The sequence below is a fragment of the Caloramator sp. E03 genome (assembly GCF_006016075.1).
Taxonomy (GTDB): domain Bacteria; phylum Bacillota; class Clostridia; order Clostridiales; family Caloramatoraceae; genus Caloramator_B.
Genome location: NZ_CP040093.1, coordinates 1,884,116 through 1,910,731 on the forward strand (window position 1 = coordinate 1,884,116; position 26,616 = coordinate 1,910,731).

At 33.0% G+C, this 26,616-nt stretch carries 23 protein-coding genes; 18 read left to right on the forward strand and 5 right to left on the reverse strand.

Annotation, left to right across the window (positions count from 1 at the left end):
• Positions 1-15: 15 nt before the first annotated feature.
• Genes buk through FDN13_RS09325 form a run of 3 tightly spaced genes read left to right on the forward strand, consistent with a single transcriptional unit; the run spans position 16 to position 2,939 of the window.
• Entirely contained in the window at positions 16-1,149 is a 1,134-nt protein-coding gene (gene buk / locus FDN13_RS09315; protein ID WP_168190126.1) for a butyrate kinase, read from the forward strand.
• Between the two features lie 40 nt (positions 1,150-1,189).
• Positions 1,190-2,023 (forward strand): 3-keto-5-aminohexanoate cleavage protein, encoded by an 834-nt coding sequence (locus FDN13_RS09320; RefSeq protein ID WP_138979943.1) that lies wholly within the window; start codon positions 1,190-1,192, stop codon positions 2,021-2,023.
• A 13-nt stretch (positions 2,024-2,036) separates the two neighbouring features.
• Positions 2,037-2,939, forward strand: a complete 903-nt coding sequence (locus tag FDN13_RS09325; RefSeq protein WP_168190127.1) for a phosphate acyltransferase — start codon at positions 2,037-2,039, stop codon at positions 2,937-2,939.
• Between the two features lie 48 nt (positions 2,940-2,987).
• Here the strand turns inward: FDN13_RS09325 and FDN13_RS09330 are convergent, their stop codons facing one another.
• On the reverse strand, positions 2,988-3,893 hold the full coding sequence (locus FDN13_RS09330) for a LysR family transcriptional regulator (RefSeq protein ID WP_168190128.1): 906 nt from the start codon (positions 3,891-3,893) through the stop codon (positions 2,988-2,990).
• 111 nt (positions 3,894-4,004) lie between these two features.
• On the opposite strand from FDN13_RS09330, the gene FDN13_RS09335 reads away from it, so the two are divergent.
• The 11 genes from FDN13_RS09335 (at position 4,005) to FDN13_RS09385 (ending at position 17,690) form a co-directional block, all read left to right on the forward strand.
• Positions 4,005-5,159, forward strand: a complete 1,155-nt coding sequence (locus FDN13_RS09335; protein ID WP_138979946.1) for a thiolase family protein — start codon at positions 4,005-4,007, stop codon at positions 5,157-5,159.
• An 11-nt stretch (positions 5,160-5,170) separates the two neighbouring features.
• The gene (locus FDN13_RS09340) at positions 5,171-6,391 is read left to right on the forward strand and encodes an L-lactate MFS transporter (RefSeq protein ID WP_138979947.1); all 1,221 of its coding nucleotides are present in this window, start codon (positions 5,171-5,173) and stop codon (positions 6,389-6,391) included.
• 16 nt (positions 6,392-6,407) lie between these two features.
• Positions 6,408-8,492: an FAD-dependent oxidoreductase gene (locus FDN13_RS09345; protein WP_138979948.1), complete on the forward strand. Its 2,085-nt coding sequence runs from the start codon at positions 6,408-6,410 to the stop codon at positions 8,490-8,492.
• On the forward strand, positions 8,489-9,139 hold the full coding sequence (locus FDN13_RS09350; RefSeq protein ID WP_138979949.1) for an NADH-ubiquinone oxidoreductase-F iron-sulfur binding region domain-containing protein: 651 nt from the start codon (positions 8,489-8,491) through the stop codon (positions 9,137-9,139). Before FDN13_RS09345 ends, FDN13_RS09350 begins: the two co-directional genes overlap by 4 nt.
• Before the next feature lie 61 nt (positions 9,140-9,200).
• Entirely contained in the window at positions 9,201-10,718 is a 1,518-nt protein-coding gene (locus tag FDN13_RS09355; protein ID WP_243120201.1) for an FAD-dependent oxidoreductase, read from the forward strand.
• Between the two features lie 23 nt (positions 10,719-10,741).
• Positions 10,742-12,061, forward strand: coding sequence for an MFS transporter (locus FDN13_RS09360; RefSeq protein ID WP_138979950.1), 1,320 nt, complete (start codon positions 10,742-10,744; stop codon positions 12,059-12,061).
• Positions 12,062-12,138: 77 nt separating this feature from the next.
• The gene (locus FDN13_RS09365) at positions 12,139-14,058 is read left to right on the forward strand and encodes an FAD-dependent oxidoreductase (protein ID WP_138979951.1); all 1,920 of its coding nucleotides are present in this window, start codon (positions 12,139-12,141) and stop codon (positions 14,056-14,058) included.
• Between the two features lie 32 nt (positions 14,059-14,090).
• Positions 14,091-15,299 (forward strand): acetyl-CoA C-acetyltransferase, encoded by a 1,209-nt coding sequence (locus FDN13_RS09370; protein WP_138979952.1) that lies wholly within the window; start codon positions 14,091-14,093, stop codon positions 15,297-15,299.
• Positions 15,300-15,314: 15 nt separating this feature from the next.
• Positions 15,315-15,971, forward strand: coding sequence for a CoA transferase subunit A (locus FDN13_RS09375; RefSeq protein ID WP_138979953.1), 657 nt, complete (start codon positions 15,315-15,317; stop codon positions 15,969-15,971).
• A gap of 1 nt (position 15,972) precedes the next feature.
• Positions 15,973-16,623: a 3-oxoacid CoA-transferase subunit B gene (locus FDN13_RS09380; protein ID WP_138979954.1), complete on the forward strand. Its 651-nt coding sequence runs from the start codon at positions 15,973-15,975 to the stop codon at positions 16,621-16,623.
• A gap of 236 nt (positions 16,624-16,859) precedes the next feature.
• A complete protein-coding gene (locus tag FDN13_RS09385) occupies positions 16,860-17,690 on the forward strand; it encodes a sulfurtransferase (protein WP_138979955.1) in 831 nt (276 codons plus the stop codon).
• Between the two features lie 12 nt (positions 17,691-17,702).
• Here FDN13_RS09385 and FDN13_RS09390 read toward each other — a convergent pair whose 3' ends face one another.
• Positions 17,703-18,599: an MBL fold metallo-hydrolase gene (locus FDN13_RS09390; protein ID WP_138979956.1), complete on the reverse strand. Its 897-nt coding sequence runs from the start codon at positions 18,597-18,599 to the stop codon at positions 17,703-17,705.
• A 125-nt stretch (positions 18,600-18,724) separates the two neighbouring features.
• On the opposite strand from FDN13_RS09390, the gene FDN13_RS14240 reads away from it, so the two are divergent.
• The 4 genes from FDN13_RS14240 to amrS are packed head-to-tail and all read left to right on the forward strand — an operon-like array spanning position 18,725 to position 21,861.
• Complete coding sequence (locus tag FDN13_RS14240; protein WP_168190129.1) at positions 18,725-18,874, forward strand: hypothetical protein; 150 nt, start codon at positions 18,725-18,727, stop codon at positions 18,872-18,874.
• A gap of 53 nt (positions 18,875-18,927) precedes the next feature.
• A complete protein-coding gene (locus FDN13_RS09395; RefSeq protein WP_243120299.1) occupies positions 18,928-19,437 on the forward strand; it encodes an N-acetylmuramoyl-L-alanine amidase in 510 nt (169 codons plus the stop codon).
• 35 nt (positions 19,438-19,472) lie between these two features.
• Positions 19,473-20,870 (forward strand): AmmeMemoRadiSam system protein A, encoded by a 1,398-nt coding sequence (amrA, locus tag FDN13_RS09400; protein ID WP_138979958.1) that lies wholly within the window; start codon positions 19,473-19,475, stop codon positions 20,868-20,870.
• Between the two features lie 4 nt (positions 20,871-20,874).
• Entirely contained in the window at positions 20,875-21,861 is a 987-nt protein-coding gene (gene amrS, locus FDN13_RS09405) for an AmmeMemoRadiSam system radical SAM enzyme (RefSeq protein WP_138979959.1), read from the forward strand.
• Between the two features lie 217 nt (positions 21,862-22,078).
• On the opposite strand, the gene FDN13_RS09410 is transcribed toward amrS, so the two are convergent.
• The 3 genes from FDN13_RS09410 to FDN13_RS09415 all read right to left on the reverse strand — a co-directional run bounded on the left by FDN13_RS09410 (position 22,079) and on the right by FDN13_RS09415 (position 26,605).
• The gene (locus tag FDN13_RS09410; protein WP_138981066.1) at positions 22,079-23,662 is read right to left on the reverse strand and encodes a Na/Pi cotransporter family protein; all 1,584 of its coding nucleotides are present in this window, start codon (positions 23,660-23,662) and stop codon (positions 22,079-22,081) included.
• 268 nt (positions 23,663-23,930) lie between these two features.
• Positions 23,931-24,371: a PRD domain-containing protein gene (locus FDN13_RS14590; RefSeq protein WP_371414814.1), complete on the reverse strand. Its 441-nt coding sequence runs from the start codon at positions 24,369-24,371 to the stop codon at positions 23,931-23,933.
• Complete coding sequence (locus FDN13_RS09415) at positions 24,362-26,605, reverse strand: sigma-54-dependent transcriptional regulator (protein WP_371414815.1); 2,244 nt, start codon at positions 26,603-26,605, stop codon at positions 24,362-24,364. The genes FDN13_RS14590 and FDN13_RS09415 overlap by 10 nt, the downstream gene beginning before the upstream one ends.
• Positions 26,606-26,616 lie beyond the last annotated feature (11 nt).

Genomic DNA, 26,616 nt, shown 5'->3' on the forward strand with positions numbered 1-26,616 from the left:
GAAGAGGTGATGGTAGTGAAGAAGATTCTTGCTATAAATTGTGGCTCTACTTCTACCAAAGTAGCATATTTTGAAGATGATAAAATGGTTAGTAAGGTATCTTTAAATATAACTGCAGAAGAGTTAAAAAAGATGCCAAAGGTATTAGATCAGCTTGAATACAGAACAAATCAGGTTAAGCAATTCTTAGAAGAGAATAAACTAAATCCTGCAGAGTTTGATATCATTGTTACAAGAGCTGGAACCCTTCCGCATGTTCCCGTAGCAGGAGCTTATGAAGTTAATGAATTAATGATAGCTACTCTAATATATGCGCCAGAAGCCCAGCATGCATGTACATTATCATGTCTAATTGCAAAGCGTTTAGTTGAAGGATTAGATATTCCTGTTATTGTTTATGATCCTGAATGTGTTGATTCTGCAGATGAAATTGCTAAAATAACTGGAATTCCTGAAATAACTAATATGCCACTTGTGCATTTACTCAATACAAAAGCTGCAGGAATTGAATATGCAAAATCTGTAGGAAAGGATTATAAAGATTTGAATCTTATTATTGCTCATCTTGGAGGAGGAATTACATTAGGTTTTCATGACCATGGACGAGTAGCTGATTGGGTATATGATGATGAAGGGCCTATGTCACCTCAAAGAGCAGGAGCAATTCCTACAAGATATATGGCTAATTTCTGCTATGATTGGTTTAAAAATGGAAAGACATTGAAAGAATTAAGGATGTATCTTTGTGGACAATCAGGTATGGTTGCATATTTGGGAACACAGGATGTTAGAGAAGTTGAAAAGATGATTGATGAAGGCGACAAGAAAGCTGAGTTGATTTTAAAGGCAATGGCTTATGGTGTTGCTAAAAGCATTGGACAACTTGCTGTTATAAGGAATGGTAAGGTTGACCAGATAATAATAACAGGAGGTATTGCATATAGTGAAAGAATTACAAACTGGATAAAGGAAAAGGTATCTTTCATTGCACCTGTTACTATTATTCCTGGTGAGAAAGAAATGGAAGCTTTAGCATGGGGTGCTCTTCGTGTGTTGAATAAAGAAGAAGAAGTTCACTCTTATAATGTATTTCCAAAAGGTTATAAGTCAATAGAGGAGATTATAAATAATCCAAATTGTCTTGCTTAATTTGCATATATTAATATGAAAAAGTATAGGGGAGATAAAAATGGCATTAGATAATAAAGTAATTATAACTGCAGCCTTAACAGGCGCTATGACACCAAAAGAATTGAATCCATCAATTCCGCTGACACCAGAAGAAATTGCAGAAGATGCATACAATTGCTGGAAAGCAGGTGCAGCAGTTGTTCATTTGCACATGAGAGATGATAATGGAATTGGGACAATGGATAAGGAAAAATTTAAGAAAACAATCGATTTAATTAAAGAAAGAACAGATTGTAATGTAGTAATTAATTGTACAACATCAGGAGATAGCAGAGCCAGCTATGAAGAGAGAATGGCACATTTATCTTATGTAAAGCCTGAAATGGCATCTTTTGATGCAGGATCATTTAACTGGATGCCTTTTGGTGTTTTTGATAATTCACCACAATTCTTGGAACAACTAGGTTTGAAAATGAAAGAATTAAAAATAAAACCTGAACTTGAAATATTCGACTCTGGTTTTATGAATATTGTAAATTACTATGTAAAAAAAGGAGTTCTTGAAACGCCTTGTCACTATCAGTTTGTACTTGGTGTACTTGGTGGAATGGAAGCTACAGTAAAAAATCTTGTATACCTACATGATATGCTGCCTGAAGGTTCAACTTGGTCTGCCTTTGGAGTAGGTAAACAACACCTACCTATTATGTATGCAGCTCTATCTTTAGGTGGACATATAAGGGTAGGACTTGAGGATAATGTTTATTATAGCAAAGGAAAGCTTGCTACAAATGTGATGTTGGTAGAAAGAGCAGTAAGAGTTGTTAGAGAATTTGGAAAAGAGCCTGCAACATCAGATGAAGCAAGAGAAATACTTGGTATAAAAAAGTAATTAGGTGATGGTTATGTATAAGAAATTTGAAGAGTTAATTAATACACGTCTTAATAGGAGTAGATCGCCTAAAAGAGCTGTTGTAGCTGGTGCAAATGAAGACCATGTACTCGAAGCAGTGTTTTTAGCTCAGGAAAAAGGTTTTGCAACTCCTGTTTTAGTAGGGGATAAAGAAAAAGTAAAAGATATGATTCAAAGGATGAATTATTTAAATAGAGATTACGAAATTGTTCATTGTGAAATAGATGAAAATCCTTCAGAAATAGCTGTAAAGCTAATTCATGAAGGTAAAGGTGATTTCATTGTTAAAGGTAAGATTGAGACAAAGAATTTACTAAGACCAATTCTTAATAAAGAAACTGGCTTGAATAAAAAAGGCTTTATAACGCATTTTGGCCTTATGCAACTTAAAGGATATCATAAGCTTTTAGCTATAAGTGACTGTGCGGTTATTCCATATCCAACTTTGGAAGATAAAAAGAAAATTATAAATGAAGGAATGGAAGCTTTAAGGAAATTAGGTTATGAGAAACCGGTTGTTGGTGCGTTATGTGCCGTTGAAACAGTAAGTGAAAAAATGCCTGAAACCGTTGATGCTCAAAGATTACAGGAGATGTCACTTAGTGGTGAATTTGGAGATGGAGTTGTAATAGGTCCTATTTCTTATGATCTTGCAACCCGAAAAGAATCTGCAAAAATAAAGGGATATGATTCCCCTTATGCTGGTGATGTTGATATGCTTTTGGTACCTCAATTGGTTACTGGAAATGTAATGAGTAAAATATGGAGTGCAGATCCTGACAATATCATGGCTGGTTGTCTTGTTGGTGCTGATATACCAATTGTATTAACATCAAGAAGTGCTAGTATGAATGAAAAGCTATACTCAATATTGTTATGCAATATGCTTAGTTAATTGAGTTAGTATAAGCTATATTATTTGGAAAAAAGAATAAATACAAAATCATTCCTTTAAATCTTTTTTACTAAGATCTTTGATAATATCCACAAAACTGTTAACTATTTCAGATGTATTTGATTTTTTACGAAGCATTACAATTGTACCTTTAGCAGAAAAGTCATCTAAGTTGATGTAGGAAATATTTTCATCGCTATTTTTAGATTTTGTTAAAGATGTAGGAACAATACCATACCCTAAGCCTAAAGAAACATCAAATACAACTGATTCAGTAGTGTTTACATAAATTGTATTAATTTTCTTTATGCCGGCAAAACGTTGAAATTCATGAATTATTAATTTCATAAAAGGTGGTTCAATATATGTTGGTAGAATAAGAGGGAGTGATTTTACAATTTCAGCTATTGATTCTTTAGAAGGATTTTTATAGAACTTTGATGGTATTAGTAAGGAGAAATCATCTGTTCCCACTGGAATAATCTCAAGTTCATCATAGTCTGAACAAGCAAAATCGTAAGTAAATCCAATGTTGTAAATACCATAAAGTATTGCACAAGGGATTTCATTGAAGTTGTATGATTCCACTATGAGATTTATTGATGGATATTTTTCCTTCATTAGAATCAATGCGTCTGATAATGTTTTGCACAATTTTCCAGGTGAAGTAATTCTGAGTGTTCCGGTATTACCTTTATCTGCCAATTGAACATTATTAATAACAATTTGAAGATGCCTAATTAGAAGTTCACACTCATTATATAATGCTTCACCGGCTTCAGTAAACTGAATTTTCTTGTTGTCACGTTCAAAAAGCTTTACACCGAGTTCTTCTTCAAGGCTCATTATGTGACGGCTTAATGTCGATTGGCTGATAAAGAAGTGCTTAGCTGCTTTTGTAATGTTTTTATATTTTCCAATATACTGAAAATATTGAAGTGTTTCAATATTCATAAAAATCCTCCCTCCGTATTTGTACAGAAATAATTTTAACATAAAAAAAAAGTGGAAAGCAATTAGTTAAATTATGTATATATAAAAAGGATTTTGAAAGGGAGTTTTAGCATGGAGAAATGTGTTATCGTAGCTTATGGTCGTTCAGCCATAGCCAAGGCTATTAAAGGTACATTAGCTGCTGCAAATCCTGTTGATTTTGGTGCAGAGGTGCTAAAAGGCGTTGTTAAAAGAGTTCCTCAACTTGATTTAAATGATATTGATGATGTAATTGTAGGATGTGCAATACCTGAAGGGAAAATGGGTTTAAATCCAGCAAGAAATATTGTAATAAGAGCAGGATTCCCAGTTGAAGTTCCAGCTCAGACTGTTAACCGCTTTTGTGCATCGGGTGTACAGGCAGTAGCAATAGGTGCTTCTATGATAATGAGTGGTTTACAGGACGTTGTAATTGCAGGTGGGGTAGAATCCATGTCATGCCCTGTTATTTCAGATAATTCAGCTTATTTAAATGAATGGCTTCTTAATAATACAGATATCTATATGCCCATGGGAATTACAGCTGAAAACGTAGCAGCAAGATGTGGTATAAGCAGAGAGCGTATGGAACAGATGGCTGTTGAAAGCCATGCTAAAGCTGCAGAGGCTGTAGAAAATGGCCTGTTTGATGACGAAATAATTCCTGTTACAGGATATGATAAAGAAGGTAATCCCGTTATATTTAAACGTGATGAATGCTATAGAAAAGGAACAAACATGGAGGTATTGGCTACTTTGAAGCCTTGCTTTAAGGAAGATGGTTTGGTAACGGCTGCCACATCTTCACAAAGAAGTGATGGTGCTTCCTTTGTTGTGTTGATGTCTGAAAAAAAGGCAAAAGAACTTGGAATAAAACCAATTGCAAGTTTTATATCCTTTGCAGTTGAGGGGTTAGACCCGGCATATATGGGATTAGGTCCAATTTATGCAGTTGAGAAAGTTTTAGATAAATCAGGTCTCACTCTTGAAGATATGGATGTAATTGAACTAAATGAAGCTTTTGCATCACAAGCTATTGCAACGATTGATGAACTTAAAATGGATAAGAGTAAAGTTAACCCAAGAGGTGGCGCTCTTGCTCTTGGACATCCATTGGGAGCAACCGGTGCAATATTACTTTGTAAAGCTATGAATTACTTAAAAGACACAGGTGGTAAATATGGCCTTATTACTATGTGTGTCGGTGGAGGAATGGGAGCAGCCTGCATTATAGAAATGATGGAATAGGAGGAATAATATTGAATTTTGAACGCAGAAGATGGATATATATGGCATCGGCAATGGTGTTGGCATTGTGCTCTGGAATAGGATATGCATGGAGTGTATTTCAAAAGCCACTTATGGGAAATTTAAATTGTGGACTTAAAGCTATTTCCTTTACATTCACAATTCAGATACTTATATCAACCATTGCACCTGTTTTTCTTGGAAAATATCAGAAGACATTAGGAGTTGGAAATTATCTAAGAATAGGTATTGGCTTTTATGTAATTGGTCTTGCTGCAACAATGTTTACAAATACAATAGGCTATTTATATATTGTATATGGCATTGTTGTAGGTATTGGGATTGCAATGTTGTATCCAACCTTAATGTCATATTCTACAAGTTTATTTCCAGATAAGACTGGATTAGCCTCAGGTATTTTAGCATGTTCTTATGGAAGTGGTGCAGTTCTATGGGCTCCCATTGCAACACTTTTTATGAAAAAGCATGGCGTATTAGCTGTATTTGGTTTGTTTGCAGTTATATTTGCTGTTGTAATGATTCCAACCTCATTTCTTATAAAGAATGTACCTGAGAATTTTAATGAAAGGCTAAAGAAAGTCTCAAAAACAAGTAATAATGTTGTAGGTAATATGGATTACACATGGAGAGAAATGTTAAAGACATCAACATATTACATTTTGGTTATAACACTTACATTGGGGGCTACAGCAGGCTTAATGGTTATGGGACATGCTTCAACAATTCTACAGGAAGTTCTTAAGTACACAGCTGAAAGAGCAGCACTATTGGTTGGATTGTTTTCTGTTTTTAATTCCTTTGGACGTTTTATATTTGGATTTGTTTCAGACCGTTTTGGAAGATATAATGTCATGATGTTTTTATTTGCTGTAATTGGTGGAGCTATGATACTGCTTACTAAATCAAGCGGCATAATATTTGTAGCCGCACTTCTTATAATAAGTGCCTGCTATGGAGGGTTTACTTCTATGTTTTCACCAGTATGTGCTGATAACTTTGGTTTGAAAAATCTTTCTGTTAACTATCCTTTTCTCTATGTTGCTTACGGATTAGCAGGGGCTATTGGCCCACAGCTTGCAGCAAGAATTAAGACTGTAAGCGGAGGATATAATTTGGCATTTTTGACTGTAACAGGTATGAGCGTTTTGGGATTTTTCTTAGTACTCTTTTTGAAGTCTAAAAAGAAATTGCACTCAAAATATAACTTTTAATAATTAGGGGTGACTTATGAAGAAAGTAAGTTTAAAAATCGATGGATATTTAATTGAAGCAGAAGAAGGACAAAACTTGTTGCAGGCTGCATTGGATGCTGGAATATATATTCCACATCTGTGTTATCATCCTGATTTAACACCTTATGGTAATTGCAAGTTGTGTGCAGTAGAAATAGAAGGTGTGCCAAATATTGTTCAAGCATGTGAAACAATTGTCAAAGATGGAATGAATGTCAATACAAAGACAGAATCTGTAAAAAAACTACGTATGACGGCTTTAGAACTAATATTAGCAAGCCATCCGAAAGATTGTACATCTTGTGATAAATATTTAAACTGCGAATTACAGGCACTTATGCAATACATGGGTGTTGCTCATTCAAGGCTTAGAGAAATTGAGAAAGAAAATACAAGGATAGCAAAGTCAGACAATATGATTAAAAGGGAAATGCAACGTTGTATACAGTGTGGACGTTGTGTGCGTGCCTGTGAAGAGCTTCGAGGTGTAGGTGTACTTAACTTTAATAAGAAAAACGGTGAAACCTATATCTACACAAAAGGTGATAAACCATTGGTTGACACAGACTGTAGATTCTGTGGAGCATGTGTTGAAGTGTGTCCAACAGGTGCACTGCAGGATGTAAAAGGAATTTTTGCAAAGGATGCTCCAAGAAACTTAGCATTAGTTCCATGTAAAAATAATTGCCCTGCACATACTGATATACCAATGTATGTAAGACTTGTGCGAGAGGGAAGATACAGTGATGCTGTTTCAGTTATCAGAGAAAAGCTTACATTTCCACATTCTCTTGGTTATGTTTGTACACATGCCTGTGAGTTAGGTTGTAAAAGGACACATTTGAATGAACCTATATCTATTAGAGAAATAAAAAGATTTGCAGTTGAAAACGATAAGGAACACCTATGGAAGAAAAGGATTACAATAAATAAGCCTAATGGTAAAAAGGTTGCAATAATTGGAGGGGGTCCTGCTGGAATGACAGCAGCATACTATTTGGCTAAAAAAGGTTATGAAGCAGAAGTTTATGAAAGACATAACCGTCCAGGAGGAATGCTTTCCTATGGTATACCTAAATATAGGTTGCCTCAAGATGTTGTGGACAGAGAGATAGAGATATTAAAGGAAATTGGAATAAAAGTATATACTAATTCCAATATTAAATCAATTAATGAGCTTCAAGATAAAAACTATGATGCAATACTTATAGCTACTGGTGCAACAAGAGGGAAAAGACCACCGGACTATAATAAACAATGGAAAAATGCTTATGATGCTGTTGACTTTTGCAGAATGGCTTGTGAAGGCACATTACCTAAATTAGGTGATACAGTAACAGTCTATGGTGGAGGAAACGTAGGATTTGACTGTGCAAGGATAGCAAAGAAGTTAGGTGTTTATACAGTAAGGATAGTTTGCATGGAAGCGCGTAATAGTATGCTAGCAGATCCCGAAGAAATAAATAGTGCTTTAGAAGAAAAAATAGAGATACTTAACAGTAAAATAATTGCAAATGTGAATGAGTCTTTTGATAATGTGAATTCACTACTACTAAAAAACATTAAGAGTTTTAAATTTACTGAAAAGGGCTTGGAACTTGACATCGAGGAAGGGTCAGAGATGGAACTTACAACCGATACAATAATATTTGCAACAGGTCAACAGCCAGAGCTTGATGAATCCTTTGGAATTGAACTGGTTAGAAAAAGCTTTGCAAAAGTTGATGAAAATATGAAAACAAGTAGAGATGGTGTATTTGCAGCAGGTGATGTTATCTATGGAACTAAATCTGTAGTAGATGCTATTGCCTCAGGACGCCAGGCTGCAATGAATATTGATAAATATTTAGGCGGCGATGGGGATATTGAAGAGGTACTATTTGAAAGAGAAAAATTAAATCCTAATATTGGTACAATTGAAAACTTTTCAAGCCTACCAAGAATTAGTAATTTTAAAGATGCTTGTGATGCGAAGGCAGAATCAACTCGTTGTTTACAATGTGACCTAAGGCTTGATATACAAAAAGTAAAATATTGGGTTGATCCGCAATTTAAAAAGGTAAAGGAGGTGATAAAATGACCTGTGAGGCAAACAGTACAGTATTTCCAAAATGGAATGCTTCTGATAGCAACGCCTGTGTTGTTGATTATTGTATGAATATTATGGATATTGCGAGAAAAGAATCCTGTGGAAAATGTGTTCTCTGCAGAGAGGGTACATGGCAAGTTTTTAAAATCATAAAGGATATAACTGAAGGTAATTCAAAGAGTGAAGATTTTGAATTATTACTTGATATTCTCGAGCAGATAAATAAATGTGCAAGTTGTGAAATGTCAAGGACTGCAGCATTAATTTGCATTAATTTGATGAAAGAGCATGAAGAAGAGTGGGACAAACATATCCGTCGTAAAAGATGTTCAAATATGATATGTAAATGTAGTTATACACTTTATGTAGATCCCCAGTTATGTGATGGATGTGGTAAATGCTTGGAAAGTTGTTCACAGGGTGCAATTGCTGGTGGGGCAGATATGATTCACGTTATCGATACAAATGTATGTAATAAATGCATGGTTTGTGTATCTGTTTGCCCCAAAGGTGCAATAAAGAAGGCTGGTGCAGTAAAACCTATACTTCCCAGTGAACCAGTACAAGTAGGCAGTTTTAATCAAACTTCTGATGGACAGGAAGATGGTATGACAAGGAGAAGGCGCAGGAGACAGTAAGATACTTTTTAATCAATAATTAAAAGCCAAGACATTAGTATTTAAGAAAGGGGATGTTTTTATGAGCATGAATTTAGAGGCTGATGTTATTGTAATAGGTGGCGGTGCATCAGGAATTACAGCTGCTGTAGCAGCAGCAGAAAAGGGAGCAAGTGTTATAGTTTTAGAAAAAGGAAGTACTACTGGTGGAGCAGCAAGCATGGGAATGGGCCTTTTTGCTGTGGAGTCAAAATATCAGAAGGCTCAATTAATTGATTTTACTAAAGAGGATGCTTTTAATCTATTAATGAATTATACTCATTGGAGAGTAGATGCAAGGCTTGTAAGAAAGTATATTGAACAGTCAAGCAACACAATTGAATGGCTTGAATCTATGGGAGTAGAATTTTTAGGAGCATATAAATATTTTGAAAAGTCTACCCAAACTTGGCATATTGTAAAAATTAAAGGAAGCAATGCTCCAGCAGAAAGAGCAGCATCTAACATGTTTAGAGTTTTGACAGAAAGAGCAGAAGAGTTAGGTGTTAAGATTATGTACAAGACTAAAGCAACAAAAATATTAAAAGAGGATGGATATGTTACTGGAGTTGAATTAATAACTTCTGATGGTGAAAAAGTTACTGCTGAATGTAATGCTGTTATTGTTGCAACAGGTGGATTTGGTGATAATCCAAAGATGATACATGACATACTTGGATATGAATGGGGCAAGGATTTACACTCATTCAGAATACCAGGGGTACAGGGTGAAGGATTGCAAATGCTCTGGGAAGCAGGTGCTGGAAGAACTCAACCAACTATGGAATTGACATATACTACACCAGGGGTAACAGATATATTTAAAACAATAAGTGAAACAATGAGACAGCCTAATCTTATGGTTAATCTTGATGGGAAACGCTTCATTAACGAAGAGATTATGAATAATACAGTTTACACAGGCAATGCTATATCATTACAAAGAGAGAGAATGGCTTTTACAATAATTGATGACAGTATACTGGATTATTATAGGAAGAACGGTCTTGATTATGTTACTGTACATCACAATATTAAGACAATTGAAAAATGGGAAAAAGAAATTGAAGCTTACTTTAAGGGAGAGGCTTCTGAAACTGCTGGACTTAGCGAACTTCATAATGAGGAACAAAAGCATCAAGTTAACGTTTTTGTAGCAGATACATTAGAAGAATTATGCGAAAAAACAGGAATAGACCTTAAAAACTTAAAGGAAACTATTGAGGAGTACAATAGAATGTGTACAACTTCCGACGAAATGTTCTTTAAAAAGCATAAATATATGAAGCCTTTAAAAGGTGGAAAGTATTATGCTGCAAGACATTTTCCAGCAGGATATGGCAGCCTTGGCGGAGTAAAAACAAACGATAAAATGGAAGTTCTTGATCCATCAGGAATTAAAATACCAGGTCTATATGCATGTGGAACAGATGCATGTAATATCTATGGAGATAGCTATTGCTTCTTCATGCCAGGAAATACAATGGGTTTTGCTGTTAACAGCGGAAGAATGGCTGGTTATAATGCAGTGGATTATATGGATTCTGAAGAATTTAAATAAATATAAAGAACGGGGGGATAGATATGTTTAAAAATAAGAGATTTGCTGCTTATGCAATTGCATTTAATATTATCGGTATATTTTATATGTTTTTCTACTCGGGACTTCAAAATGACCATTTAAATATTCTTACTCCATATTTGCAATCAAAATTAGGCTGGAATGACCTAAAAATAACAAATCCTGTTACAGCAGGAGCAATGGTAACAATTGTACTTTATTTAGTTATAGGTTCACTATTTGTAAAATATGGTGTTAAAAAAATATTAGTACCGAGTATATTTATTTTGGCATTAGGGTGTATTGGGATTGCAGTAGCAGGTGAAAACTATGCGTTATATGCAGTAAGTTTGTTCTTTGTACGTATAATGGTAGTTCCTCTTCAAATGGGAGGATTTATGCTGGCTGCAAACTGGTTTATAAAATATAGAGGACGAGTTTTAGGTGTGATTACAGCTGGTAGCCCTTTAATGTCTGTTGTAGGTATTGGTGTGCTAACATCTTTAGTTGGTAAATATGGATTGAATACATATATAATGATTGCTGGTGTTTTAATTTTGATGGCACTTTTAACTATTTTTGTTATCAAGGATACACCAGAGGAACTTGGGCTATTCCCTGATGGCGCTGATCATGCACCAATTTCTGAAAAAGAAGAGGTTGGAGGAGATATTACATTAAAAGAGATATTAACAGATAAAAGAGCATGGCAGCTTATAATCTCTTATGGTATTATGCAGTTTGTTATTGTTGCAATGATGGGGTATATGGCTGTTAGGTATATTAGTTTAAGTGGTCCTAATGATGTTCCCAATCTCTTTGTTAGTAAGGCTCTATTATGGCTTTCAATAGGAGCTGCTTTAGGTATTCCAATGAGCTATGTACTTGGATGGATTGATGATAAGCTTGGTTCAATTAAGGCATCACTAGTTCTTAATGTATTGTTCCTGTTTGCAGTTGTTCCACTTGCTATAATGCCTGTAGGTGGCAATGTAACTCTTATGGCAATTTGGGCATTTGGAGTTGCTTGTATGACAGGAGGACTTCCAACAATGCATCCATGTGTTACTTCTTACGTATATGGACGTAAGCAATACATGGCAGCAAATAAATGGATAATGACCATTCAAGCTATTCCAATGGCCTTTGCATTGACCTTTATGGGAGCATTTAATCAAATGGGTAATCTTACAATGGCTTACTATATAATGATTGGTTTGCTTGTAATTTCTTTTATAACAATTTTAACAATGTGGAATATTCCAGATGCAAATGCTGCTGATAGAGATTATGGTTCAAAATCACCAAAAATAGAAGGAGCAAAGGGTAATACATTATCTTAAAAAATAAAAAATATAAATTATTCAAACAAACAAGTATTAAACATACTTGTTTGTTTGAATGTAGAAAGAGGGATAATATGAAGGTGAAATACAAACATGTAATGAGTCCTATTAGAGTCGGAAATCATATATTGAAAAATAGAATAATTGCAGCACCGGTTACACTACACTCAGCTTCAAATGGAGAGATTTATCCCACTGAATCTGCTATGAACTTTTTTGTTCAAAGAGCAAAGGAAGGTGCAGGTCTTGTTGTATGTGCAGGTGTAAAGGTTTTACCTGTTGTTGATGATGGTGAACATGCAAACTGGAGTATTTATAAGCATAATGCAATGAATAGGCTGGCAGAGCTTGCTGAAAGGATTCATTTTTATGGTGCAAAGGCATCGATGGAGTTAATAGGTATTTTTGATGACGGATATGTTGCATCAGAAGGCGGGCTGCTTATGGATGGTATTACACCGGGGAGAGAAATTCCAATAAGTGAGATGATGCGCTATAAAGAAGGATACGTACATTCAGCAGAGATGCTCATGAAATTAGGATATGATGGAATTCTACTGCACTTTGGTCATAGCATACCAATAGCGCAATTTTTATCGCCACTTACAAATAAAAGAACTGACCAGTATGGTGGAAGTTTTGAAAATAGAGTACGCTACATCGTTGAAATCCTACAGGCAATAAGGGAAAAAGTTGGAAATAACATGATAATAGAGATTCGTATGTCAGCCGACGAATTTAAAAAAGGTGGAATTGATCTTGAGGAAGGAATTAAAATTGCAGAGGTGCTTCAAGAATATGCAGATATTATACAAGCAAGCTGTGGAATGGTAACTCCAGATCTTATGTGCCGTACACATCCATGTGACTTTTTACCTCCAAATCCAAATGTTTATCTTGCAGAAGCTTTTAAAAAGTCAGGCAGGATTAAATCTTATGTAACTGCAATTGGAGCTATTGGAAGTTTAGAGGATGCAGATGAAATAATAGCCTCTGGTAAAGCTGATTTTGTTGCAATATGCAGGGCACTGATTGCAGATCCAAAGCTTATTACAAAGAGCATTTCAGGGAAAGAAGAAGATGTAGTGCCATGCATCAAATGTATGAGATGCCATGACAGTACAGTATATGGACATTTTTTTCAGTGTTCTGTAAACCCCACAATTGGCATAATGCAGCATTTAGATTCAATGATTGTGCCTGTAACTGAAAAGAAAAAGGTTGCAGTTATTGGCGGTGGACCGGCAGGTATGTATGCTGCACTTACTGCATCAAAACGGGGCCATGAAGTTACTTTATATGAAAAAACGGATAGCCTTGGAGGAGCATTAAAATTCGCCACTAAAGTTGATTTTAAGTATTCACTTGCAAAATTTAGAGACTATTTAATTAATCAGGTGAAGAAATCACAAATAAAAGTAAAGTTAAATAATAGTGTTTTACCAGATGATATTAAAAATGAAGGATATGATGCAGTTATTGTTGCTGTTGGAGCAAAACCTTTGATTCCACCTATCCCTGGTGTTGAGCATTCAATATTTGCAATAAATACTTATGGTATTGAAGATACTCTTGGCGATAATGTAGTTATTATAGGTGGCGGTCAGGTTGGATGTGAGACAGGGCTACATCTTGCAAGATTAGGAAAAACAGTTACAATACTTGAAATGTGTAGTGAAATGGCTAAAGATGCGTCAAAGACACATCGTGATGATATATTATCAGAAATGAATAAGGAGCCAAATTTAATTCAAATCACATCAGCAAAATGTACAGAAATTCATGAAGGCGGAGTTTTATATAAAAAAGGAAATGAAACATTTAAGTTATCTGCAGATAGTGTTGTTCTAGCTGCAGGTATGAAGCCATGCACATCAGAAGCAGATGCATTTATGGGTACTGCACCTGTTTATTGGGTTGCTGGTGATTGTGTAAAAGCTCGTACTGTTGAAACAGCTATTAGAGAAGGATATTTTGCAGGTATCAATATCTAAAATTACCATTCAAGAAAGGGGATTATATTATAATGAAAAAAGTATATATAGTAGTAGCAAAGAGAACAGCAATAGGAACTTTTCTTGGAAGTTTAAAGAATGAAAGTGTTGCTGATATGGGCGCTGCTGTTTTAAAAAATATAATTGATGAGACAAAAATTAACCCTGAAAAAATAGATGAAGTTGTTGTTGGAAATGTTTTGCAAGCCGGACAGGGACAAGGTATTGGAAGACAGGTGGCAATAAAGGCTGGAATTCCATATACAGTTCCGGGATATAGTGTAAATATGGTTTGTGGAAGTGGAATGAAAGCTCTTATGTTAGGATATGCAAATATTAAGGCAGAATTGCAGAATCTAGTTATTGCAGGTGGGGCTGAGTCTATGAGTCAGGCACCTTATCTTGCACATGGAGTTTTAAGAGAAGGACACAAAATGGGAGATTTTAAACTGACTGATCATTTGGTTTATGATGCACTGACAGATGCATATAATCTTTGTCACATGGGAGTTACTGCCGAAAATATTAGAAGAAAATACAATATAAGTAGAGAAGCTCAAGATGAATTTGCAGTTGAATCACAAAGAAGAGCTATAGAAGCTATAAAATCAGGGAAATTCAAGGATGAAATAGTACCATACCAGGTAAATACAAAAAAAGGGAGCTTTATATTTGATACTGACGAACATCCGAGGGAAGGAACAACCGTAGAAGCTTTAGCAAAGCTTAAACCAGCCTTTGAAAAAGATGGTACGGTTACAGCAGGAAACTCTTCTGGAATAAACGATGGAGCAGCTATGATTATGCTTGCTTCAGAGGAAATAGTAGAAAAGAAAGGATTAAAGCCTTTAGCTGAAGTTATAGCTATTGGTCAGGGAGGAGTTGATCCAAGCATTATGGGCCTTGGACCAACGCCAGCAATTAGGAATGCTCTTAAAATGGCAAATCTTAAATTGAATGATATAGAGCTTTTAGAGCTTAATGAGGCATTTGCTGTTCAGGCTTTAGGTGTTATAAGAGAGCTTTCAAATGAACATGGTGTACCAGAGGAATGGATTAGGGAGAGAACTAACGTAAACGGTGGAGCTATTGCCCTTGGACATCCTGTTGGAATGAGCGGAGCAAGGATTGTTGTAACATTGCTTCATGAAATGATAAAGAGAGGTTCTAAACTTGGACTTGCTTCTCTTTGTATTGGTGGAGGAATGGGAACTGCTGTGGTAATTAAAAATTTATGCTGATTAGAGGTGGTAAAAATGAAGAATAAAATAATAGATAGAGAAACGTTCAGGTCTATGTTAAAGGATGATATGACGATTATGTTTGGTGGATTTATGACAGTAGGAACATCTGATGTATTAATCGATGAGATATTAAAAAGTGGCATAAAAGGAATTATTGCTATAAGCAATGATGCAGGTTATGAGGATAAGGGTATTGGCAAACTTATAAAGAATGGACAAGTTAAAAAGCTTTATACTTCACACATAGGATTGAATCCTTTGGCAGGAAAGATGATGTCGGAAGGAACTTTAGAAATTGAACTTAATCCACAGGGAACACTTGCAGAGAGAATAAGATCAGCTGGTGCAGGACTTGGTGGAGTATTGACACCTACTGGGATTGGAACATATATAGAAAAAGGAAAGCAAATTGTTGAAGTTCGTGGAAAAAAATATATTTTAGAGGAACCACTCAAAGCTGATTTAGCAATAATAAGGGGTAGTGTTGTAGATAAATTAGGAAATGTTGTTTATGCAAAGACAGCAAGAAACTTCAATCCAATCATGGCAACAGCAGCTGATATTGTTGTTGTTGGAGCTGATGAAATTGTAGAGATAGGTTCATTGGATCCTGAAAGAATCATAACACCTCATATATTTGTAGATTACATTGTAAAGGAGGACATGTAATATGAATGAGAAAGAATTAATTGCAAAAAGGGTAGCTAAAGAACTCCATGATGGAGATGTGGTTAATCTTGGAATAGGTCTTCCTACAATGGTTGCTAATTATATTCCAGAGGATATTGATGTATACCTGCAGTCAGAGAATGGACTTATAGGTTTAGGGCCAGAACCTAAAGAAGAAGATGTTGATAAGAATCTTACAAATGCAGGAGGTCAGCCTGTTACGCTCCTTAAAGGAGGAATGTACTTTGACTCAGCTATGTCCTTTGCTATAATAAGAGGAGGTCATGTGGATGTTACTGTGCTTGGTGCACTTCAAGTAGATGAGAAAGGAAACCTTGCCAATTGGATAATTCCTGGGAAGCTTGTTCCGGGTATGGGAGGAGCTATGGATCTTGTAACAGGTTCAAAGAAGGTAATTGTAGCTATGACTCATACAAACAAAGGCGTTCCCAAGATACTTAAAGAGTGTACACTTCCACTTACAGCAAAGGGAAGAGTAGACATGATTGTAACAGAAATGGGAGTGATGAAGATTACAGAAAAAGGAATAATGCTTACTGAAATAAATCCAGAGTATTCTATAGAAGATGTAAAAAACGCAACAGAAGCAAATCTTTTGATTGCTGATGATTTAAAGAATATGGAAATCTAATTTCTTATTCTTCAAAAATAATGTAATGAAGATTATAATTATTGACTGGAAGTTAATTAAAATTAACATATTTAAACACAATGAAAATAATAAAAATTAGTTGATTTACCTCAATTAATTTTATAAAATATGGAAGCTACAGTTAATATAAAGACTGTAGCTTTTGATATTTAAGATAATACTTTTACTAAAGTTTGTTATATAATTAAAATTGAAAAATTTTAAGAGGTGATATAATGAAAAATTTTGTTAACTGCAGTTGGTTAAAGGATAATATTAATAATCCTGATTTGTTTATTATTGACTGTAGATTTGATTTGTTTAATCCTTCTTATGGGAAGAAGGCATATTTAGAAGGTCACATAAAAAATGCCCATTATATTGATATAAATGAGGACTTTTGTGGGAAAAAAGGACTCCATGGAGGAGCAAGACCTGTTGCTGATAATGATGTTCTTGGTAAAAAGTTATCCAATTTAGGTATAAAAATGGACTCAACAATTGTACTTTATGATGATAGAATATATAGTGCTCCAAGGGCATGGTGGCAGTTAAAGTATATGGGGTATGAAAGAGTATTTGTTTTAAACGGAGGTATTAACGAATGGAAGAACAATGGTTTACCAATTTTAACCGATAAACCTCAAGTAAGATTTGATGGATTTTTTAAATGTAAAATAAATGATAATATGTATGCTGATATTAATTATGTAAAAAAAGCTTTAGAAAAAGAAGATATAGTTATAGTTGACTCAAGAAATGAAAAACGTTATACAGGTGATTATGAACCTTTATATCATAAAAAAGGTCATATACCAAAGGCAATAAATATACCGTGGGAAAAGAGCATTGATGATGAAGGAAAGTTAAAAGATATATACATACTTAGAGAGAATTTTAAAATATTGGAAAACAAAAAGGAGATTATTACTTATTGTGGCTCAGGGATTGAGGCTGCAATAAATTACATTATTCTTGATGAGATAGGATATAATGTAAGGCTTTATGCTGGTAGTATAAGTGATTGGATAAGCTATGAAGAAAATGAACTTATAGAAGGTAAATAATAGAGGAGTATTTTAGACTCCTCTATTAAAATAATAAAGTTTTCCTCCTTCTATGGAATAGTCTATAATGTTTTCATCGTAAAGATATTTTATAAAAGCAGATACCGCTGAAAGGTTTAAATGATATTGTCTAAAGTCCATATTTAGACCATTTAATATAGCAATGTTTTCAAGCAAATCCTCTCTTGTTAGAGGTTGATCAAGAAGTTCTAAAATTAGTTTTTTATATTTTTCGATGTTATCAATATTCTTGTCTACTAAAGATAAGAATTCATTGTGAGTTAAAAATTCATTGTAGTGCCCTAATACAAAATAATCAGCATCTATATTTTTTAGCATAGATAATGTATCAAGGCTTTCCTTTATATTAAAAATAAAAGGAAGAGAATATTTTTCTATTATTTCACAGCTAAAAACTGCATCTCCTACAAAGCAAACTTTTTCAGGGGTTATAACACCTATCTGTTCTATGAAATGTCCTTTTAATGGTATTATTTCAAATTTTTCATCGCCTATTTTATTGATTCCATATTCAAGTATGTAATCAACTTCAGTTGAAGTTGAATTTTTTTCAATGCCTTTTAATGGTGAGGATGAAAAAAGCATTGTTGGAAAAAGATCAGGATTTTCTATATATATCTTTTCATAATATGAAGAATAGACTATACATCCTGGATAAGTAGTTTTAAAGTATTTATTACCTCCACAATGATCAAGATGGCTATGAGTATTTATTATATATTTTGGTTTTAGATTATTTGCATTAAGGATAGCATCTATTCTTTTAGCAGAAGTATTATTTATTCCTGTATCTATAATAAGGCAGTTTTTATTTTTAAATATATAAATACCTGAACTTGTAGGGGCATCTATAAAATAAGTATCTCCTTTTATTTTATTAAGCTTCATATAAACACATCCTTTTAAGTGATAATATTAACATAATAATATCTTAGGGAAACCCTTTTTTCAACATTCATTTATTATAGAAAAGTATCATATATTAATAATGATTTTTAAGATGAGGTGGTTATGTGAATAAAAATGCTAAACAAATTATAATAATATTTATTATAGTAGCAGTAATTGCAGCTTTTGATTTTACTTATATTAACGTTTTTATATCAAAACTCATTCCAACAGGTCATAGGGTTGTAGTTGTAGATGCAGGTCATGGGGGATAGATGGGGGAGCAGTAGGGAAATCAGGTACAATTGAAAAAAATATTAATCTCGAAATTGCCAAAAAGTTAAAGGCCTATATTGAAGAAGGTGGAGATGTATGTATTATGATAAGGGAAGTTGATGAAGGTTTATATAGTCAATTAAATACTTTGGAAACTAAAAAAAGGCAGGATTTAAAAAAAAGAAAAGATATTATTAATGAATATAAGGCAGATGCTTTTGTAAGTATACATTTAAACAGCTTCCCTCAAGCTCAATATTATGGTGCCCAGGTTTTTTATCCTAAAGGTGATAAAGATAGCGAGCTCTTTGCAAAGATTGTCCAAGAGGAACTTATAAAGATTTTAAATAGAAATAATAAAAGAATTGAAAAAGGTACTGATGATTATTATATAATAAAAAACAACAATATACCTTCTATACTTGTAGAGTGTGGTTTTTTATCAAACCCTGAGGAAGAGAAACTTTTAAATGATCCAAATTATCAAAATAAAATAGCCTGGGCTCTTTACTATGGCATAATGAAATATTTTGCGACATATAAAAATGATACCCATCAATAAGAAAAATATGGTAAGATGATAATTGGAGGGATACAATGGGTAAAATATTGAGTTATTATATTATGCCTCATCCTCCTATCATTATTCCAGAAATAGGCAGGGGTGAGGATGAGAAAATTAAAAAAACTAAAAATTCTTTAAATGAAATTGCCATGGAGATTAAAGATCTTAAACCTAAAACTATAATTATAATTACACCCCATGGGCCTATATTCAGGGATGCTATTGCAATAACTAATATGCCTACTATTAGAGGGAATTTTGCAAAGTTTGGAGTACAGGATGTAGAGCTTAATTTTGATATTGATACATTTCTTACACAAAGCATATTAGAATATGCAAATAATTTTAACGTTTCAACGGTTTTAATAGATGATAAAGCTATAAAAAGGTATAAAATTGAAAAAGGACTTGACCATGGTTCAATGGTTCCTCTTTATTTTGTTACAAAGCATTATAATGATTTTAAATTAGTACACATAACTTATGGAATGCTTTCGAAGATTAATCTATATAAATTTGGAATGGCAATAGAAGAAGCTGTAAGAAATATGGATTATGATGCAGTAGTAATTGCAAGTGGGGATTTATCTCATAAATTAACTGATGATGGTCCCTATGGATATAATAAATATGGTCCGGAATTTGATAATAAAATAATAAAACTTATTGAAAATATGGATATTGAAGGCATATTCACGATGGACAATAAATTGATTAGTGAGGCGGGAGAGTGTGGACTTAGATCTTTTTATATCCTTTTTGGGTGTCTTGATAAATTAAAGGCTAAGGCTACATTTTTATCTTATGAATGTCCATTTGGAGTTGGATATTCAGTATTTGAAATCCATAGGATAAAAGAAATGGAGAGCAGATTGCCAAAGATAGAAGAAGCAATAAAAGCTAATAAAAATACAATGGTATATAGTGATGCTTATTTAAGGCTTGCAAAAGAGAGCCTTGAGTATTATATAAAAAATGGCAGGTATATTAATATTCCTGACTATGTACCGAATGAGATGTTGTTAAAGAAAAACGGAGTTTTTGTTTCAATAAAAAAGAATGGGCAGCTTAGAGGATGTATAGGTACAATATTTCCAGTAACTGAGAATGTAGCAATAGAAATAATACGAAATGCTGTTGAGGCAGGAATTAATGACCCAAGATTTTATCCTATAACTGAAGAAGAACTTGATGAACTACAATATTCCGTTGATGTTTTAATGGCTCCGGAAAAAGCTACAAAAGATATGTTAAATCCTAAAAAATATGGTGTTATTGTAAGAAAAGGATTTAGAACAGGGCTTTTACTTCCCGATTTAGATGGAGTTGATACTGTTGATAAGCAGCTTGAGATTGCTCTAAGTAAAGCTAATATATCTCCAATGGAAGATTATACAATAGAAAGATTTGAAGTTATAAGGCACAGGTGATTTTATGATAAAAGAAGGTATGTTTTATGAAAAAGCTAATGGCTTTGTTGAATGCAGAATATGCCCTAATAAGTGCAGGATTAGAGAAAATGGTATAGGAGCCTGTGATGTTAGAATATGTATAGAGGGAAAGATAAAGTCTATTAATTATGGTGAAATCAGCTCTATTGGGCTTGATCCTATTGAGAAAAAGCCTTTATTTCATTTCAAACCTGGAAAATACATCCTGTCTGTTGGGAGTTTTGGATGTAACTTTAAATGTGGTTTTTGTCAAAACTATTCAATATCTTTTGGGAGGCCTCAAACAAAATATATAGAGCCCAAGGAGTTAGTTGACTTAGCGGAGGATATGAAGATAAAAGGTAATGTGGGTATTGCCTTTACTTATAATGAGCCTACAATATGGTACGAATATGTATATGATACATCAAAGGTTGCTAAAGAAAAATCAATTGATGTAGTACTTGTAACCAATGGCTATATTAATAAAGAACCCCTTGAATATCTTTTACCATATATAGATGCTATGAACATAGATTTAAAGGCTTTCAATAAAAATTTTTATAAGGATATTTGTAAAGGGAAAATGGAAAGTGTTCTTAAAACTATAGAAATGTCAAGTAATATATGCCATATAGAAATTACAACTCTTCTTATAAATGGATATAACGATTCTAAAGAAGAGATTAAGCAACTATGTAAGTTTATATCAAATATTAATCCTAATATTCCTCTTCATCTTACAAGATACTACCCAATGTATAAGTTTTCACAGCCTGCAACACCTATTGAAAAAATATTGGAGTGTAGAGATATTGCTTTAGAATATTTAAACTATGTTTATATTGGCAACGTACAAGGAATTGATGAGAATACATATTGCCCTGATTGCGGCTGCATTATTGTTGAAAGGAGAGGATATAATATTAATCTGTCGATAAGTGAAAATAAATGCCCAAGATGTGGAAAGAAAATTAATATTGTAATATGATTTTTTTATTCGCTAATATTCCCCAGGAAATATAGACAAATGTAAAATCAAGTTGAATAAAAAGTAAAAACATAATCTGTTTTAAAATAACAATAAGTATGGAGCCAATGGTTAAATGATAAAAAAATTAAGAAGTTCTTTTTAAGAAGTAAAAAATTTATTACAATAGAACTTCTTAATAATTTATCAAATATGATTAAATACTATATGGCTCCATTTAATTTTGACTAAGTACTATTTGAGATATGTTATGCGAATGATCTCCTATCCTTTCAAGGTTACTTATTGCATCAAGGAATATGGTTCCACTTTCAGGATTACAAATTCCTTTATTGAGCCTATCAATATGGTCTTTTCTAAGTTGTTTTTCTATGCTATCTATTTTTTTCTCTATCTGAATAACAGATTGTGCTGAATTAATATCACCAAATTCAAGAGCGTTTATTGAATTATTTGCAGCTTCTAAAACTGTTTCATACATGAATTTAAGCTCTGTTTGTGCTTCAATTGAAAATTTTAATGAATTTTTAAATTTATTTTCAGCAAGTTCCAATAAATTTTCAGCATGATCTCCCATTCTTTCAATATCGTTTACAACATGGAATAGAGATGTTACAATAATTGATTCATCTTCAGAAATTGAGCTGTTTGACAGTAGTACCAAATATGATGTTATTTCCTTTTCAAGGTAATTTATAAGCTCTTCTTTTTTATATATATCTATTTCAATGTCTTCATTAAAATTTGTAAAACATTCAAGGGTTTTTTCAACATTTTTGATAGCAAGGCGTCCCATACGTACTGTTTCTTTCACAACTTGTTGCACAGCAACCGATGGAGTTTCTAAAAGCCTTTTATCAATGTATTGAAGGGACATTGTCTCCTGCTCACTATCTTTACCGGGAATAATTATATTAACAAATTTAACAAGGAGAGGAATAAGTGGAGCTTGAATTATTGTATTTGTAATGTTAAATATAGTATGGGCATTGGCAATTTGTCTTTTTATGCTACCTCCAAGCATAGGAATTGCATGAACTATTAATGGATATAAAACCATGAAAATTATAGTTCCAATAACGTTAAATGTAAGGTGTATTAAGGCAGCCTTTTTAGCGTTTTTCCCAGTTCCTATGGATGCTAAAAGTGCTGTAACGCAGGTTCCTATATTGCTACCAAGCAAAAGAGGAAGTGCTGCTTCAAAGCCTATTGCACCTTCAGCAGATAGTGCTATTAGTATGGCAATAAATGCACCACTGCTTTGTATAATACCAGTTATTACTGTTCCTGCAAGAACAGCAAGAAGAGGATTGTGGCTTAATAGGAGGATTATTTTGGAAAATTCAGGATTATTTTTTAAAGGTTCCATTGAAGTTGACATAATAGTCATTCCTACAAAAATTACTCCAAAGCCTAAAATAATTTCTCCCAAGTCCTTAATCTTTTTCTTTTTTGCAAATATTGTAATTATTGCACCTGCTGCAAGGATTAAAGGAGCAATATCTGAAAGATTAAATGCAATTATTTGTGCTGTAATAGTAGTACCAATGTTTGCACCCATTATAACGCTTGAAGCTTGATAAAGATTCATAAGACCTGCATTTACAAATCCAACAACCATTACAGTAGTTGCGCTGCTACTTTGCATAATTGCTGTAATAATAGTTCCAACTATGACACCCATTAGTTTATTTGTTGTTAAAACTTCAAGTATTTTTTTTAGCTTATTTCCGGCTGTTTTTTCAAGGCCTTCACCCATGATATGCATTCCATAGATAAAAAGCCCTAATCCTCCAAGCATCGTGAAAATGTTTTTGTAACCCACACTAACATCCCCCAAATTAATATTAGTATTTTAAACAAAATAAGTTTAATTATTTTTTATTGATTATTTATTTTTACAAAATTATATCTTAATATAATGATAGTATTTAATTGAAAAATTATCAATAAAATAGTTTTTAAGTCAATGACGTGGAAAAGCAATATAAGTAATATTTATATATTCAATATATAAGGAGTAAAAAATTAGAGGATATACCTTCAAAAGAAGATATATCCTCTTTTATCTAAGATGACTGTTCATGAAACAGAAAACTAATTAAATAGTAAATTTCATTGTCTGACATCTCAATATTATATTTATTAAATAAAAAAACAATTTCTTCTTGGATTGTTTTATAAGTATCAATATATTTGCTTGCAAATACATCTTTATTAGGAAATTCAACAGGGGGTTCACCCTTTTTTAATCTGCTTATTGTAAAAGCTAAATGAAGAATAATTCCTATTAGTGTTTCATCATCTAATGTTATTGACAGCTTAGAAGCTATTTTGTTTAAAACACTAAGTATATCGTTATAAAGTATATCTCCATCAAGGTTATCAATATTTTCTTTAAGAATTAAGTTCATTTTTATAAGAGTGTTTTTTGCATCAATTATTTCTTGAAGTTCATTTATTACTTTCATGCTTATTACATCGTACATACTATATTGTTTTATATCCATATCAACTTTAAAAGAAGAGACAACAAAAAGTATTTCCTTTTCTTCCTGTATTTTTTTATCTGCTGAGTGAAGTATTTTACATCAATGCAATTAAGAGGTATGATTTCAAATATATCCTTATCAAATTTCAGATTTTTATTTAAAAAGCTCTTAAGTGCTACAGAACCACCTTCTCCAGTTAGGCAAGCAGTTATTATTGCAAATTTATTTTTATTATTATTTGGCTCTCTAAGATTTCTGTTAAGTTCCATTTGTGAGTTTACAGATAGGACTTCTTTGTAAATATCATCAAGTGAGAAGCCTAAAAGTGCTTTTCGTGTAGCTTCCAAAACATGTAAAGTTGAAACAAGAGGTATAACTTTTACTGGAACATTAAATTCTTTTTCTATTATTTCTCCAAAGGTTGTAAGTGATCCCATATCTACGAGTATAAGATAACCGCTTGTACAAAAATTTTCTTTAATTACTTTTCTAAGCTCATCTAATATTTTCAAAGGGTTGATTTCTATAGGAGCATTTATTCCTATTACGTAGTCTTCTCCTAGAAGTTTATTTGATACATCTGCCATAGAAGTGGCTGTGGATTCTCCATGTGCAATAAGTATTATTTTTACTTTTTCAAACAGTTTCTGGCCATATTTTTCTTCTGGAAGTAAGAATATAGCTAAATACCCAGCTTCATCATCAGGAATCGGATGATGAATAAAATCTTCAATTATTCTTTTAGCTTCAAGAGCTATCTTAAATTCTTTTGGATATAATTGCTTTATTTTATTTATTTGAGGATTTACTATAGACTTATTTGTGTTAACTCTCTTTATTAAGGTATCAATATGCAGAGCTAATGCTATATACATGTTACTGCTTATATTGATTTTAGATGACATTGACATGAAATAAACTACTTTATCCACACATTCTAAAACATCCTTACCAAGAATGTTAAAAAGGCTTTTCCTATTAATTTCATCAGTAACTCCGCTAATATACTTGCTAAAATATCTTGTGATATCTTTTTCAAGTATATTTTCAATATTAATGTCAGAAATACCTTTGGATTTTAATTCATCTAACTTTTGCTCTATAATTTCATATATGCTGTTGTTATCATTGCTATCAATATAAGGAATATTATCTCCTGAATTGGAAAACTTAAAAAACTCTATATCTTCTCCTACAAGTTTATTCCACATTATCCTGTGTTCTTTTTCTTTATATAGCCCTTCCCTTATATAACTTGGAAGAGACCCACTATAAATTCTAACATCAGGTCTTATATTTGTTAAAAATTCAGAATATGCCTTTGCACAAACAAGCTGAATATCGCTTTTGAGCTGACCTATATTATTTGGACAATCATAAGACAGAAAAGCTCTTATTGTATTTAGTGATACATATATATCTCTGTTTAAACGCATACTTTCGTGTTTAAAGAAGCTTTTTATAAGGAAAAGACGTTCTTCTAAGGTTCTATTTTTTAGGGATGGTATATTTATAATCATAGGAATTCTTCTTGTGAAGGTTTTTAATAAAACTGAATCGGGATTTTCAGTAGTGGCAGCTATAATTAAAACATCTGATGTTCTATTCTCATTATCTCCTATACGTCTAAAATAACCAGTATCAAGGTACATAAAAAGAGCTTCCTGGCCTTCAGGTGGCAGCCTATGAACTTCATCAAGAAAAAGTATACCCCCATTTGCTTTTTCAATAAGACCTGTTTTATTTTCTTCAGCTCCAGTATAAGCCCCCTTTTTCACTCCGAAAATCTGGGAAGTAAGGAGCTGAGGATTGTTGCTGTAATCTGCACAGTTAAAAATAATAAATGGAGAGTTTTCATTTTTTACTTTCATTTCAATGGCATATTCATGCATTAATGAAGCAAACATAGATTTCCCAACGCCAGATTCTCCAAGTATCAAACAATTCATTCCTTTAGGAGGATAAAGTATTGCTGCTTTCATTTGTTCTACTGCTTGTTTTAAACTTATATTATTTTTCACAAACTCATCTATTTTAGAACTCTTTAATGTAGTGTTTTGGTCTTTTGAAACAAAATATAGAACAGGTCGTCCAGAGGATTTATATACTTTTCCTTCCTTACATAGATTATTAAGCTCATGGCTTACATTAGCCCTGCTTATATTTAAAATTGATGAAATAGTTTGTGCATCAAGTCCTGTTCCTTCAGGTTGATTAAGTAAATATGTGTATATTTTTTCTTTTCTATTCATATACTGCCTCC

What these genes read in the sequence shown, in the direction of transcription:
- amrA (WP_138979958.1), top strand. Translation starts at nt 19,473, where the DNA reads ATGGGTAAAATATTGAGTTATTATATTATGCCTCATCCTCCTATCATT.
- FDN13_RS09370 (WP_138979952.1), top strand. Translation starts at nt 14,091, where the DNA reads ATGAAAAAAGTATATATAGTAGTAGCAAAGAGAACAGCAATAGGAACT.
- FDN13_RS09415 (WP_371414815.1), bottom strand. Translation starts at nt 26,605, where the DNA reads ATGAATAGAAAAGAAAAAATATACACATATTTACTTAATCAACCTGAA.
- amrS (WP_138979959.1), top strand. Translation starts at nt 20,875, where the DNA reads ATGATAAAAGAAGGTATGTTTTATGAAAAAGCTAATGGCTTTGTTGAA.
- FDN13_RS09375 (WP_138979953.1), top strand. Translation starts at nt 15,315, where the DNA reads ATGAAGAATAAAATAATAGATAGAGAAACGTTCAGGTCTATGTTAAAG.
- FDN13_RS09345 (WP_138979948.1), top strand. Translation starts at nt 6,408, where the DNA reads ATGAAGAAAGTAAGTTTAAAAATCGATGGATATTTAATTGAAGCAGAA.
- FDN13_RS09330 (WP_168190128.1), bottom strand. Translation starts at nt 3,893, where the DNA reads ATGAATATTGAAACACTTCAATATTTTCAGTATATTGGAAAATATAAA.
- FDN13_RS09355 (WP_243120201.1), top strand. Translation starts at nt 9,201, where the DNA reads ATGAGCATGAATTTAGAGGCTGATGTTATTGTAATAGGTGGCGGTGCA.
- FDN13_RS09385 (WP_138979955.1), top strand. Translation starts at nt 16,860, where the DNA reads ATGAAAAATTTTGTTAACTGCAGTTGGTTAAAGGATAATATTAATAAT.
- FDN13_RS14590 (WP_371414814.1), bottom strand. Translation starts at nt 24,371, where the DNA reads ATGGATATAAAACAATATAGTATGTACGATGTAATAAGCATGAAAGTA.
- FDN13_RS09350 (WP_138979949.1), top strand. Translation starts at nt 8,489, where the DNA reads ATGACCTGTGAGGCAAACAGTACAGTATTTCCAAAATGGAATGCTTCT.
- FDN13_RS09335 (WP_138979946.1), top strand. Translation starts at nt 4,005, where the DNA reads ATGGAGAAATGTGTTATCGTAGCTTATGGTCGTTCAGCCATAGCCAAG.
- FDN13_RS09365 (WP_138979951.1), top strand. Translation starts at nt 12,139, where the DNA reads ATGAAGGTGAAATACAAACATGTAATGAGTCCTATTAGAGTCGGAAAT.
- FDN13_RS09380 (WP_138979954.1), top strand. Translation starts at nt 15,973, where the DNA reads ATGAATGAGAAAGAATTAATTGCAAAAAGGGTAGCTAAAGAACTCCAT.
- FDN13_RS09325 (WP_168190127.1), top strand. Translation starts at nt 2,037, where the DNA reads ATGTATAAGAAATTTGAAGAGTTAATTAATACACGTCTTAATAGGAGT.
- FDN13_RS09410 (WP_138981066.1), bottom strand. Translation starts at nt 23,662, where the DNA reads ATGCTTGGAGGATTAGGGCTTTTTATCTATGGAATGCATATCATGGGT.
- FDN13_RS09320 (WP_138979943.1), top strand. Translation starts at nt 1,190, where the DNA reads ATGGCATTAGATAATAAAGTAATTATAACTGCAGCCTTAACAGGCGCT.
- FDN13_RS09360 (WP_138979950.1), top strand. Translation starts at nt 10,742, where the DNA reads ATGTTTAAAAATAAGAGATTTGCTGCTTATGCAATTGCATTTAATATT.
- FDN13_RS09390 (WP_138979956.1), bottom strand. Translation starts at nt 18,599, where the DNA reads ATGAAGCTTAATAAAATAAAAGGAGATACTTATTTTATAGATGCCCCT.